10 protein-coding genes, 4 pseudogenes and 1 riboswitch are annotated in these 12,223 nt (G+C 40.8%); of the genes and pseudogenes, 4 read left to right on the top strand and 10 right to left on the bottom strand.

Translation table 11 applies throughout. The features are described 5' to 3' along the window. Positions 1–47: 47 nt before the first annotated feature. Positions 48–1,514 carry an FGGY-family carbohydrate kinase gene (locus VP472_RS09605; RefSeq protein WP_146276982.1) on the bottom strand — a complete coding sequence of 489 codons (1,467 nt, stop codon included), beginning with the start codon at positions 1,512–1,514 and terminating at the stop codon, positions 48–50. After that, a complete protein-coding gene (locus VP472_RS09610) occupies positions 1,507–2,523 on the bottom strand; it encodes a 2-hydroxyacid dehydrogenase (RefSeq protein ID WP_094247881.1) in 1,017 nt (338 codons plus the stop codon). The genes VP472_RS09605 and VP472_RS09610 overlap by 8 nt, the downstream gene beginning before the upstream one ends. Before the next feature lie 121 nt (positions 2,524–2,644). Further along, positions 2,645–2,737, bottom strand: a riboswitch (SAM riboswitch). A gap of 146 nt (positions 2,738–2,883) precedes the next feature. Here VP472_RS09610 and VP472_RS09615 point away from each other — a divergent pair. Further along, on the top strand, positions 2,884–4,947 hold the full coding sequence (locus VP472_RS09615) for a molybdopterin oxidoreductase family protein (RefSeq protein ID WP_146276984.1): 2,064 nt from the start codon (positions 2,884–2,886) through the stop codon (positions 4,945–4,947). A gap of 220 nt (positions 4,948–5,167) precedes the next feature. On the opposite strand, the gene VP472_RS09620 is transcribed toward VP472_RS09615, so the two are convergent. Next, the gene (locus tag VP472_RS09620) at positions 5,168–5,392 is read right to left on the bottom strand and encodes a hypothetical protein (protein ID WP_094247880.1); all 225 of its coding nucleotides are present in this window, start codon (positions 5,390–5,392) and stop codon (positions 5,168–5,170) included. Between the two features lie 199 nt (positions 5,393–5,591). On the opposite strand from VP472_RS09620, the gene VP472_RS09625 reads away from it, so the two are divergent. Together VP472_RS09625 and VP472_RS09630 are read left to right on the top strand one after the other, a co-directional pair. After that, positions 5,592–6,170, top strand: coding sequence for a MarR family winged helix-turn-helix transcriptional regulator (locus VP472_RS09625; RefSeq protein ID WP_146276986.1), 579 nt, complete (start codon positions 5,592–5,594; stop codon positions 6,168–6,170). Next, entirely contained in the window at positions 6,163–6,444 is a 282-nt protein-coding gene (locus VP472_RS09630; protein WP_061581688.1) for a hypothetical protein, read from the top strand. The genes VP472_RS09625 and VP472_RS09630 overlap by 8 nt, the downstream gene beginning before the upstream one ends. A gap of 39 nt (positions 6,445–6,483) precedes the next feature. Here VP472_RS09630 and VP472_RS09635 read toward each other — a convergent pair. From VP472_RS09635 to VP472_RS09665, 6 genes and pseudogenes are all read right to left on the bottom strand, one after another. Beyond that, positions 6,484–6,940: pseudogene (locus VP472_RS09635) on the bottom strand (SMI1/KNR4 family protein). Positions 6,941–6,954: 14 nt separating this feature from the next. Continuing rightward, positions 6,955–8,420: pseudogene (locus VP472_RS09640) on the bottom strand (HNH/ENDO VII family nuclease); the annotation flags it as partial. Positions 8,421–8,491: 71 nt separating this feature from the next. After that, positions 8,492–9,238, bottom strand: a complete 747-nt coding sequence (locus tag VP472_RS09655) for an ATP-binding protein (RefSeq protein WP_146276988.1) — start codon at positions 9,236–9,238, stop codon at positions 8,492–8,494. A gap of 114 nt (positions 9,239–9,352) precedes the next feature. Continuing rightward, the gene (locus VP472_RS09660) at positions 9,353–10,132 is read right to left on the bottom strand and encodes a DUF4236 domain-containing protein (protein WP_058906100.1); all 780 of its coding nucleotides are present in this window, start codon (positions 10,130–10,132) and stop codon (positions 9,353–9,355) included. 94 nt (positions 10,133–10,226) lie between these two features. After that, positions 10,227–10,300: pseudogene (locus tag VP472_RS20095) on the bottom strand (hypothetical protein); the annotation flags it as partial. 223 nt (positions 10,301–10,523) lie between these two features. Beyond that, positions 10,524–10,776: pseudogene (locus tag VP472_RS09665) on the bottom strand (hypothetical protein). 66 nt (positions 10,777–10,842) lie between these two features. On the opposite strand from VP472_RS09665, the gene VP472_RS09670 reads away from it, so the two are divergent. Beyond that, complete coding sequence (locus tag VP472_RS09670; RefSeq protein WP_225979755.1) at positions 10,843–11,631, top strand: acyltransferase family protein; 789 nt, start codon at positions 10,843–10,845, stop codon at positions 11,629–11,631. A gap of 361 nt (positions 11,632–11,992) precedes the next feature. Here the strand turns inward: VP472_RS09670 and VP472_RS09675 are convergent, their stop codons facing one another. Beyond that, positions 11,993–12,184: a hypothetical protein gene (locus tag VP472_RS09675; RefSeq protein ID WP_246879740.1), complete on the bottom strand. Its 192-nt coding sequence runs from the start codon at positions 12,182–12,184 to the stop codon at positions 11,993–11,995. Positions 12,185–12,223: the final 39 nt, after the last annotated feature.

The raw sequence follows: 12,223 nt of genomic DNA on the forward strand, positions 1-12,223 counted from the left end.
TTTTGTTCCTCCTCAGCAATCTTTCATGTTGTCATCTCATCCCCAAGTCAGGCTTTCACCGCCGGCTGAAAATGAGTAAATAATTTTTGCGTATGTTTCCATTCTTCATATAGGAAGAGATCCGTCTGATCCGCTTCCGGCTCAATTATCTTTGTGCGGGTCGAAAGCTCTGCTTTCACACCGAGAGCTTCGTTGCAAATCATCACCGCTCCCATTGCGGATGCCTGGCTGAACCCCTCTCTCTTATAGATTTTCTTTTGAAGAAGGTTAGCAAGAAACTGCGTCAAAGCATCGCTTTGGAAACCGCCGCCGCACACCTTCACATAATCTTGTGAAAAGGAAGCCACCTCTGTTAACGCCTCATAGTTCCATTTGATTGAAAAAGCGATTTCCAGCAGTGCGGCTTTAACAAAATGGGCTCTGCTTAAGTTTTGGGACAGCGGAGCGTCAAATATAAATCCGCCTTTTGCCAGTGCGTTTTTCTCAGGCGATAAATAGGAGCCTAACGCAGAAATACAGGCATGATCATGTTTCGGCAGACTTGCGATTTCCCGTTCCATGACGCTGTAGGATTCATTCGGATAAAAAATGGATTTTAATTTTTGATAATTGAGTCCTGTTACACCCGGATTCGTTTCAAGAAGCCATTGACCTTCTTCTGTATGGCAATTCAGCCATGCATTCTCTAAACTTTCGGTTCCGGTCTCCGCTGTTATCTTTGTAATCGGCGTCGTTGTGCCGGATACGATGACGATATCTCCCGGCTTTGCATCTGCACTTTTGATGGCAAGCTGTGTGTCTCCCCCGCCTGCAATCACAGGCACTCTTTCAGAAAGACCGAGCACCGCCGCTTTCTTAAACGTTAACATTCCGACAACCGTCCCAGATCGGACGAGTGAAGGAAGAATGGCAGAAGGCACACCGAAGATGTTGCATAATTTCTCTGACCACGCCTTTTTCCTTACGTCAAACAGCAGTGTTTCAGCAGCCTGTGACGGTTCATAGCTTAAAATTCCGCTCAGCTCAAATGTCACCCAGTCACTGATGCTTGTGATGTACTTCACTTCTTTCCATAAAGACGGCTGTCTGGCTTTTAATCCGACAAGTTTCATGGCGGAAAATAAAGCGCTCGGAAGACGTCCGGTTTGCTGATGCACTTCTTCTTCTGCCTCAATCCCGCCTTCCCATTCACGCCCTCTGTTATCAATGTTGGGCAGACCGAGAAATGCCTTTTTATCTTTATTGATCAGAACGATTCCCTGCCTCTGGCTTGTTGAGGTGATTCCGATCAATGTAATATGAGGGCTCTTGGCAATAGCCTTTCTTGCCATAGCGCTGATTTGCGTCCATAACCCTTCCGGTGAGAAATATCGTCCGTCCGGATAAAGCGGATCCGTCACATATTCAATGTCTTCCCTTTCAAGCGCGGTCACTTCGCCGCCGGCAGTCACGACCGCAACTCGCGCATTCCCCGTCCCGATGTCAAATACAAGGTAGCCTTTTTGTTCAGCCATTACAGCCTCCTCCTTCCGTTTCAAGTTCTCTTTTGTTATAAAGTTCACGTATTGAGCAGGTTTGATCTTGTTTCCATTTGAAAAGCGCTTCATTTAAAATCTTCACATGATGATCTTCCACTTCAAATGTTGCGCCCGCTAAATGGGGAGTCGCGAACACATTCGGCAAAGAGATCAAATCATAATCAGAAGATTCAGGCGGTTCATGATAAAACACGTCAAGGATCGCTCCCTTAATCCGCCGTTCTTTCAGCACCCGCAGCAGCTCTTCCCTGTCTGTAACCGCCGCTCTTGACGTATTGACAAAAACAGCTTCCTGTTTCATCAATTGAAAGTGCCGGGCGCCGATAAGGCCGATGGTTTCTTCTGTGCGCGGCAAGTGAACGGAAACAATATCACTTTCAGAAAATACCCGTTCAATCGTCGTTTTTTCATACTCCCGGTTTTCATGACGGACAAATGGATCATAGTAAAGCACCTTGCAATCAAAAGCGGCCAATAGCCGGGCGATTCTCTGTCCGACAGCTCCGAAACCGATAAGGCCGACTGTTTTCCCCGTCAGCTCATTTCCTCTGAATTTGACGTAAGCCTGCAAATAATCACCATTCCACTTTCCGTCCTTCAGCCACTGATGGGAAGAATACGTATGACGCAAAAATGAAATCACATTTCCGATAAACATTTCAGCAACGGCCTGGGCATTGCGGGCCGGTGTAAAGAAAACGGGGATTTTTCTTTTAGTCGCCGCCGCAATATCCACATTAGACGGCATCCCTCTGCAGACACCGATAAAAGCGGAATCCGGCAATATGTCAATAACACGCTCAGACACCTCATCAAGTTCGGTAATAAGCCCCGACGCGTTTGTCTCTTGAATCATTCGGATTAATTCATCTTCCCGATAGGCCCGGCCGTGCTTCTTCCACGGCCGGTGCACAGTCCGGCCGAACAGCTCAGTCAGCTCCTTCAGCCCCTCGTCGTGATATGGCGCGGTAATTAAAACCGTCATGGTGCAAAACATCCTTTTCACATAAATTTTTTCATAAAAAAATCTCTTTCCTCAAAGAAGGAAAGAGATTCATATACCGTCTTTATACGCTTGAAGCGCACAAATATGTATAGACCATTCTTTCCTATCTTTCAAGCATACGCTTGCTGGAATTGGCACAATAAATGTTGCCGAGGTTTCATAGGGCCAGTCCCTCCACCTCTCTGGATAGAAAATAAAATGATGAAATTGTCAGGCTGTTTAAAAGAATAAACTCATCATAGAAAAGTCTTTCCGTAATGTCAACACTTTTTTCTGAATTGACGTTCGATTTTGAAATGTTATAATGCTTACAATATAAACAAAGAGGAGAAATGGGCTATGAATTCTGCTGCAACACAGCCGAACGGGGTCTTTAAGTCGGTGTGCTCACTAGACTGTCCCGATCAATGCGGCTTGCTTGTGACAAAAAAAGACGGAAAAATCGTTAACATTCAGGGAGACCCCGATCACCCGGTCACATCAGGGAATATTTGCAACAAAGTCAGACACATGGCTGAGCGTATTTATGATGAGAAGCGCGTAACCGTTCCGTTAAAACGGATCGGTAAAAAAGGTGAAGCCGCGTTTGCGCCTATTTCCTGGGAGGAAGCAATCAATACGATCAGTTCGCGCTGGAAAGAGCTTATTGCCGAAGAAGGAGCGGAAAGCATTCTTCCGTACAGCTTTTACGGCAATATGGGAAAACTGGCGGCAGAGGGAATGGACCGCCGTTTTTTCCATCGTCTCGGAGCGAGTCATCTCGAACGGACGATCTGCAGCAAAGCCGGATCTGAAGGCTATAACTATACAATGGGTGAAGGAGCGGGTACTGATCCGGAGGAGACCATACATGCAAAGCTCTTTATTTTTTGGGGGATCAATGCCGTCAGCACGAATATGCACCAAATCATGATTGCTCAAAAAGCCCGGAAAAAAGGGGCTAAAATTGTCGTTATCGATGTACATAAGAACCAAACCGGCCGGCTTGCCGATTGGTTTATTCCCATTCGTCCCGGCACAGATGCCGCACTCGCCCTCGGTATCATGCATGTCTTATTCGACGAAAACCTTCACGATGAAGCATTTCTCACAGAATACACCGAAGGCAGTGAAGAATTAAAAGCGCATGTTAAACACTATGATCCGGAAACGGTTTCTGCTATTACAGGCGTTAAAGCCGACGATATCAGACGCCTTGCGAGAATGTACGGGGAAACCTCCCCTTCCCTTATCAGGATTGGAAACGGCATTCAGCACCATGACAATGGCGGAATGATCGTCCGCACCGTCTCCTGCCTTCCGGCTGTTACAGGACAGTGGCTCAACACCGGAGGAGGCGCAATCAAGCACAACAGCGCGGTATTAAACTATAACAGACAAGCGCTCCAGCGGCCTGATCTGCTTTACGGCAGGAAGCCGCGATCATTTAATATGAACAGGCTCGGAAGCGTTCTTTTAGAAACAAAACCGCCCGTGCGCTCCCTGTTTATTTACGGTACGAATCCCGCAGTGGTTGCGCCGGAAGCGAATAAAGTCAGAAAAGGCCTGCTGCGGGAGGATTTATTTACAGTCGTTCACGATCTGTTTTTAACGGAAACCGCCAAATATGCGGATATCGTGCTCCCTGCTTCATCCGCTTTTGAAAACACGGATTTTTACACGTCTTACTGGCATCATTTTATTCAGCTGCAAAAACCGGTGATCGAACCCTACGGGGACAGCAAATCGAATACGGAAGTGTTCCGTCTGCTTGCCGGAGCAATGGGATTTACCGAGCAGGAGCTTCAGGATTCCGATGAAGAATTGATCAGACAGGCGCTGGACTTTCCCGACAATCCGTATATCGAGGATATTGATTACGAAGCGCTCTCACGCCATTCCTTCATGAAAGCCAAACGGAAAAAACCGCTTTTTCCGGGAAAGCTCAAGACACCGAGCGGAAGAATTGAATTATATTCGGAAAAGATGAAACAGGACGGTTATCCGGCGCTGCCGACACACATCCCTCTTGAGAGCGATGACGATTTTCCGCTTTTATTTGTCCCGGGACCGAATCATAATTTTTTAAATTCGACATTTTCAAATAACGAAAAACACGTAAAACTGGAAAAAGCGCCAAAACTTTTTATTCATACAGAAGATGCTGTACGCCGGAACATAGAAGACGGAGAAACCGTTAGAGTTTGGAATCACCGCGGAGAGTGCGAATTGACTGTTTCGGTCGGCGAACAGGTGCTTCCCGGCGTTGCGGTGAGCCAAGGTCTTTGGGCCGATATGGATGATAAAAAACAGCTCGTCAATTCACTCACGCCCGATCGGCTGGCGGATATGGGCGGAGGCGCTGTTTTCTTCTCCGGAAAGGTGCAGGTGGAAAAGCTCAGCAATCAAAACCGTCCGCAATAAACGCCCGGCGGTTTTGCTGAAGGCTGAATCCTTCGGCCGGCTTCACCGTATAAAAAATGATAACGTTTATTGGAGGTTTGGATATATGACATTCCGCATATCACGAGAAACGGAAAGCGGTATGTGCAGAAGACGGCATTAAGAGAATGGCTGACTTCCATGCTGGAAAAAGAATAACAGCTGCTGTGAAAAGCGGGAAGAGTTTTTCTCTTCCCGTTCATTAAGATTTGCCGCCCTGCCTCTCTTCAACCCCAAACATACGACAGATATCGTTCTTACGTAACGAAACATCCCCTTCTTTAGATTTCAAATAAAACCCTTTCTTATATATCCGTATGACTTCCTCATATGTAAGCTCATGACGAAGGAGCGCCATTAAACGCCCGTCTTTTTCATCTTGTTTATTGAACCATTCATACCGTTCTGACCAGTTCACTTTCTGCATGTCAAACACCTTCTCACTTTGAATTAATGCCCTTTTCGCATTTATTATACTTATTTCCCCTTTTGTAAACACTCCGACTGCCTGTAACATTTTTGAAAACAGCCGTACCCGTCCCTATTAGTCACCATGTTGACTTATTTCCCTTTGTGATGTATATTGTAATTGTCAACATGGTGACAATTTAGTTGGGAGATAATTTATGGATATTAAATTACTAATGAAGGAACTGCATTTTATGCAACAAAGTTACGCATCATTATTTTCGGTTGTCAATAAGGTGCAGACTCGGGGGGACGAATACTTAGAAATGTTGACTTCCCGACAGCACATGACTCTTATTGCTATTGCCCATTTACCGACGGAAGATACCACACTTATGAATATCGCTAAAAAGCTGGGCACAACAAAACAAACCGCTAACAAATTAATTTCAAGCCTCGCGAACAAAGGATATGTTCACACGGTGCCAAGCAAACTGGATAAACGTGCAATCAATATTGAGATTACCCCTGAAGGAAAAAAAGCGTTAATTTCCTGTTCAGAAAGATCCACCTATTTTTTAGCGGATATGTTTCATGAGTTCACAACTGAAGAAGTTGAAACATTCTGGAGGCTATTGCAAAAACTTTATCGTTTTGATGGTGAAGAACAGGATGGTTTTGAAGAAAAAGCACATTTGAAAGTTGAAGGCCAGGCACGATTCATCTCAGATGACTATGAAGAAAAAATCATGGCTGAATTTTCAAAACGGAGATATGGGAGTGCAGACGATGAATAATATGCTTTATCGAAAAGTAAAAGAAACAGAGGATAAGATGAAGGAAAAATGCTATGAGCTGAAAGATAAAATTGATCAATTTATTTCTCATACTAAATATAAAATTCATTGCAACCGTAAACTGGACCGAGCCGGCAATTATATATCAATTGCCATTGGACTCTTTATCCTAACTGCCTCATGGCTGACCGCAACACAATGGCTGCTTTGGATAGGCGCGGCGAGTATTTTGAGTAATGCCTGTTTGCTCATTATAAAGCCTGTTAAAAATTGAAAATCTGAAAAAAGCTCTCTAAAAGAGAGCTTTCTTTTATTAATCGTCCCAGTCTTTATCTTCTTCCCAGTTTTCTTTCGCTTCCTGAATCTTATTATAAAAAAATTCGATAAAGCTTTCTGCAGTGATATCTTGATAGCCAATTATCCTATCCCATTCAACTACAAGGCATTCACCGTCTTTCATTTTATTAGTATCTAGGCAGTAAGCAAAGAAATCAACATCTTCTATGACAACAAGACCATCAGCAAGTCCATAATGTTGTTTATATACTTTAGTTTTATCTGCAACTGACGCATGATCGAAGTTATAGCCTAAAACTAAAACCCCGAACAAACCACCAGCACGTATTTTTCAAGAACCATTTATAGCTAATAGGAAGTTCGCATTGGAGGATTTCTTCAATGCGAGTTATGTTTTCATGGCTTGCACCTTCTGTGAATATAGCATTTTGCTTGTTTTCATTAATAAAGTTTTCAACCTTCGAATAAATCATTTAATTTAAAAACCTCAATTCTCATTCTCAAATTGTTTCGCTCTCCACTTTCCAATATCTCTTTCGAAAGCTTTCATATTGTGCTTTTAAAACCTTATCATTTCAAAACTTTCACCAACAGTCTTAAGCTTATGAATAACATCACTATATTTTGTATGTAAACTGTTTGGGATTTCAAGCATTGGGCCAGGTTATTCTTGAATTAAGTGATGTAAATTAATCTGTGTGCTATCTTTTGCATAAGGAGCATTACCGTTTTTCATAAGCTCAAGATTTGTTACGCCAAATTCTGTTTTTTGGTTCATATCAATATCTTTCATAGTATACACTCTGCGGCTTATATCTTTAACTTTTCCCTTTGCTTTTACCTTGCCCTTAACCTCAAAGGGACCATACTTTTCTTTATTTAACCAAGGAAGGTTTATTTCTTGACCAGCAAACGGTTTTCTCGTTCCATCCGGGATTTTCTTTGCATTGGTCAAAAGTTCATTTTTAAGGTTTTGGCTGTCAACCACATTGTATGGTACGTTATCGGCCAGAGCAAGATCATACTTAGAGTTATAAGGAAGCAGATCTGGAAGTTTAACGTCTTTAATTTTCTTTCCTGCATGTCCTGCCTTGTTTATGACCTTCCCCACCGCATCAGCTTTGTTAACGGCTCCTGCGCCTTTTGTTCCAACAACAGCAACAGCCACTGAACCGACCGCATATGTCACTCATCTTGATCTGGAATACGCATCTCCATTTACCATATCTTTTTGATACGATTCCTCGATTGCTGCTGAAACAGCATCATATGTTTTAACTGGATGAAGTACTGCGTTTTCCAGTGCTGACAGCGTTTCCCCCAGATCGGTTATGAAGTCCCATAGACCAGTTACCGTGTCTTTCCCGACATCATAAAAGCCGACGCCGACGCCGGCTCCTTTTAATATATCCCAAGTTACTTCTCCGGCTTCTTCCATCTGTTTTGCTTGTTCAAGCTGGATCACATATTGCTACTGGGAAGGTTCAAGATTCTCATACTCGCGGGAAAAGGGAAAAACGCAACACCACTTCACTATAACGCCAAGGCGTACAGGGAAAGCGACATATATAAGAAAAAAGGAGAGATTGCAAGACATTCAGATGCTTATTTGACGATTAAAAAGAAAGAAGCGAAAGAGCGGGAAATCAAGGATTTGAAGAAAAAGCTCGCTGATGGAGTAACTGATCCGGATGAATACTTGGAGATTGCGAAGAAGCCGTTTTTTGTCTGCTGAATCCAGCTTTTTATCGACATCCTCTGTAGAGAAAACATCAAGATGAATGATATCGCTGATTTCATCAAGGATACCTTTTATTTCATTGCGCTGCTCCTGCATGATAGCTTGTATTTACTCTTCGCATGAATCAGCACGTAGTCTAAAAATGACTCTTCCACAAACGAATCGGCTAATCCGGCATCAGCTACTTTTCCTGAAATACTGTTAAGAAACGCAATCTTCATATCGATCAGATTAAGCCAAAGGAGACAGAATACCTACTCTCTTATCTCCTTAATTTTTTGTGCTAATTTCCCCCAAAATTAAATCGCTCTGCTACTTCCAAAATACCTTCAATTCTTCTTTTCTTTTTATCAATCATTGTTGCTATAAACTTATCAAAAGATTCAGCCGGATAATGTGGATTTTTTCGATTAGTATAAAGCTGTGCTGTAAATGTTTGTGCGAGAGATGTAAAAGCATAACTTTTGTTGTTATATTTATTAATATTCCCATATAAACATCTCAATTGTTCTATATGCTCATCCAAAGTTAACGATGAAAGATCGTGATACGTACTATGAACTCGTTTTTTGACCATTTCCTCTATTTCATGGCTGTTTGCCTCTTCAACAGACGTGTTTCTTCTTACATAAATTCTGTTTACTTTGATTCCTGTTGTTTCTTTCTTTGTTAAGAATGGAATGTATCTCAATTGCTTTGGAATATATACAATCAAAAAAGCTTTTCCTCTCAAATCACCGTAAACATCTTCGTCGGAGTATTTTAACAGTTGTGAGAAGAACTTAAGCTCATCTGGTATATAATTCCTCAGTTTCTTCTCAAAAACTGTTTTATCAAAGTTGTCATCTAATTGTAGCCCAACTGGCTTATATTCTTTATCTTCAATGCCAAAAACAATCATTCCTCCACCTGAATTCGCCTTTGCAAGGAGAAGCTTTGCTAATTTAAACTCTTCAATTATCGTCTCCTTATAATCAAGAAAATTTGTTTCACCGTATAAAGAATTGACAAACTCTTTTAATGAGCCCACATCAAATTTTCGTTTTTTATTACATCAAAAAAATCTTGGTAGCCTATTTGTTTTATTTCATCCATTGAATATATACCTACTTTACTTTAAAATCTAAGCTCACTTAAATATTCATTAGTTAATATCAAGCAGTTGCTCTTTTTTTTTCGCGAACTCTTCTTCGGTTATTATTCCTTGATCCCTAAGCTCAGCAAATTGTCTAATTTGTTCAGGGATATTTGAGCTTGAAAAAGACACATCATTCATATTTTGATTTGATTGCTCTGCTATCTTTTCTTGAAGATATGCGAAAATTTCGTCAATGCTTCCTTCATCAATTGTTGAAACTGAAATTTCTTTCCCGGCATAATCAAAGATTAGTTTATAACCCGTTAGCCCACTTTTAACTTTTACATGATCAATTAGATTATAATCAAATTCCACAATCTCGTACTTTGCATATTTATCACCATAATGCAATAACCTATCTGGCATTGCAAAAAGAACGCCGGCATTTCCCATGAAACCATTTAGATTCCCTCTAACGAAAGTCACTATTTGATCTTGATTTATTCGATTGGCGGCATGACTAAATATTTTTTGAAGATCTTTCGATGGCTTTTTATATTTTTTGCTCAAGGAACTATAGACTTCCTGAATAGGGTTTGGGAATGAAGTAGCTTGAACTCTTGTCTGATCTGAAGATATTGTTTTATTTTTAGACCTTTTAGAATCCACGGTATTTCTATAAGAAATACCCGTACCTGGAATTCCAACAGTGGTTGTGGTTCTACCTTTAGTGTTTGTTGATATACGTGCCCCTTTAACACCGGCACTGATGCCGACACTTTTTGAGTTAATGTTCAGTTTAACTCCTGGAGCAATTTTGACACTTTTTCTAAATTTAAACCCCATTATATACCCCTCACTTTTGGTTGGTTAATTTCCCCTTCTCCTTACTCTATCATTATTTGATTATTTTTCCCATCTTCCATCTCCTTATATCTGGTTAGTGTCTCTTCCATTCAAATACTCAAATCGCTGCTGATAAAAGTCTTCAAGGATTGCAGCCCATTCAATCCAGTACACCTGAACACTCCTCATCTAGTAATAACTTCAATTTGTCTTATGGCAGAAGTGGCTTTAAACTCTGTATGTAGCTCGTTTGAGATCACTAAAGCTTCTGACATTGTAAGCGTCATGTACCCCTTAGATACTATATAACCACTGCCTTCTAATTTAAATGACTTGAAGTAATCATCATTTTCAAATTAAATAACAAAAAAGGTATCGATAACCGGCATAGCTAACCCCTTTTCAGCAGACCAACAATTTTTATGGCCAGTGGCAGCAATCCAATTAATATGTAAAACACCATGATATTTATTTTATTCTTAAAGAATAGTTCAATCATATTCTGCTCCATACCTGGTGAAAATGAATCAATCACTTTCTGCTTAAACTCTTCATCATATACCTGATCAACAAATAAGGCCTTAAATCCCGTTAGAAAAGCCAACACCAAGCCAGAGTATTAAGAAATATGCTATTCCAATCAAATTAAAACCCTCCTTATATATATCGTCTGGTATTATAGTAGTGTTAAATTTGCGTGGTGGAATTTAATGGAATATAAAGACTTTGAGACTAATGGCTACGATGAGTACTGGAATATGGCTTCTAAGCAATCTTGTGCTATACCCTCAATACTCCCTGACATATTTCATCACATTGGCACAGGTCGCCTTAACGATTCACTTTGGGCAGTTCCTGTTCAGATTAGCTTTTACCTGGTGTTGCCCGCAATTTATTGGTTTTATAAACGTTTTGGATTCCCAAAAATGATTCTTTGCTCTTTTGCTGTTTCCGCTTTCAGTGTGTTAGTCTCTTTCATAATTTTAAAGTTCGCCCCTGGCAGTGTTTTCGGCAACCTGTACTTACATTCTTTCCTACCGCAGATGTTTTATTTCACTTTAGGTATCTTCTGGGCTAAGGCATGGAGTAAGTCACCGCAGCACCTTGTTTTATTTTTATCGTCTGTTACTTTATTTTTATTCTGTAAAATTGACCCTTTACATCTGAGCTCAATAAACAGCACATTATGGAGCTTTTCATGGTTCGTGCCTTTGAGTTATGCAATTGTCTGGTTCGGTTACAATGGGCCGAAGATATTGCGGCAGCTAAACCGGTTAAACGATATCAGTATGGGGATTTTCATATGGCACATGGTGATCATCAACATCTTCCTATACACCGGAATTAATAAAGCATTGTCTGATTACCCGCTGATCATAGCCCTAATCGCTGTTACTGCTGCATCCGCATTTCTTTCGTACAGAATAGTGGAAAAGCCCGCTCTTAAATTACGTAATATCAAGAAAAACAAACCAGTCAAAACAAGGATTGCGAGCTAACTGCAAGGGTTGTTCTTATGTAGGCAGCCCGATTCCCGTTGATGTTTTGTTCACCAATTCCAATCTCCAGTTGGCTTATACATAAGCTCTATATCAATATAGGTTTTATAATTACCCTTAGGAAATTTAACCAGAACAATCTCACCCTTTTTAGGAACAAAATCTACATCGTTCCTCCAAAATTTAATTGATTTAGCTACTTCCTTAGTAATTGGTGTTGTGTGATAACCATAGCTTTCGGCTTGACTACTAGAGATCACGTTGCCTCTATAAACATATTCGTCTTGTCCATTACGTGATTGAATTTCCCTAGTTGTTAAATCATATGCGTAAATGTCATATTCCTTATTCTCTTCTCGGCTTAAATATTTGTCATTAAGCGCTTCACTTTCTTGACTTGAATCATTGTCATAATTTTTCTTTCATTTTCATCATCGTGATTTCCCTCTAATTGAGTATCCACATAAACTTCTGTATTGTTGTTAAATTTACTACACTGAACTATAAGAAATATCCCGATAATACCCAAACATAAAATTATTAACTTTTTCATCACTTCTCCTTTAGTTTCTTCGTCATCCCTCATACTGTT

It is taken from the genome of Bacillus sp. MT(2024), assembly GCF_036362845.1.
Classification (GTDB): domain Bacteria; phylum Bacillota; class Bacilli; order Bacillales; family Bacillaceae; genus Bacillus; species Bacillus velezensis.

What these genes read in the sequence shown, in the direction of transcription:
- VP472_RS09605 (WP_146276982.1), bottom strand. Translation starts at nt 1,514, where the DNA reads ATGGCTGAACAAAAAGGCTACCTTGTATTTGACATCGGGACGGGGAAT.
- VP472_RS09610 (WP_094247881.1), bottom strand. Translation starts at nt 2,523, where the DNA reads ATGACGGTTTTAATTACCGCGCCATATCACGACGAGGGGCTGAAGGAG.
- VP472_RS09615 (WP_146276984.1), top strand. Translation starts at nt 2,884, where the DNA reads ATGAATTCTGCTGCAACACAGCCGAACGGGGTCTTTAAGTCGGTGTGC.
- VP472_RS09620 (WP_094247880.1), bottom strand. Translation starts at nt 5,392, where the DNA reads ATGCAGAAAGTGAACTGGTCAGAACGGTATGAATGGTTCAATAAACAA.
- VP472_RS09625 (WP_146276986.1), top strand. Translation starts at nt 5,592, where the DNA reads ATGGATATTAAATTACTAATGAAGGAACTGCATTTTATGCAACAAAGT.
- VP472_RS09630 (WP_061581688.1), top strand. Translation starts at nt 6,163, where the DNA reads ATGAATAATATGCTTTATCGAAAAGTAAAAGAAACAGAGGATAAGATG.
- VP472_RS09660 (WP_058906100.1), bottom strand. Translation starts at nt 10,132, where the DNA reads ATGGGGTTTAAATTTAGAAAAAGTGTCAAAATTGCTCCAGGAGTTAAA.
- VP472_RS09670 (WP_225979755.1), top strand. Translation starts at nt 10,843, where the DNA reads ATGGAATATAAAGACTTTGAGACTAATGGCTACGATGAGTACTGGAAT.
- VP472_RS09675 (WP_246879740.1), bottom strand. Translation starts at nt 12,184, where the DNA reads ATGAAAAAGTTAATAATTTTATGTTTGGGTATTATCGGGATATTTCTT.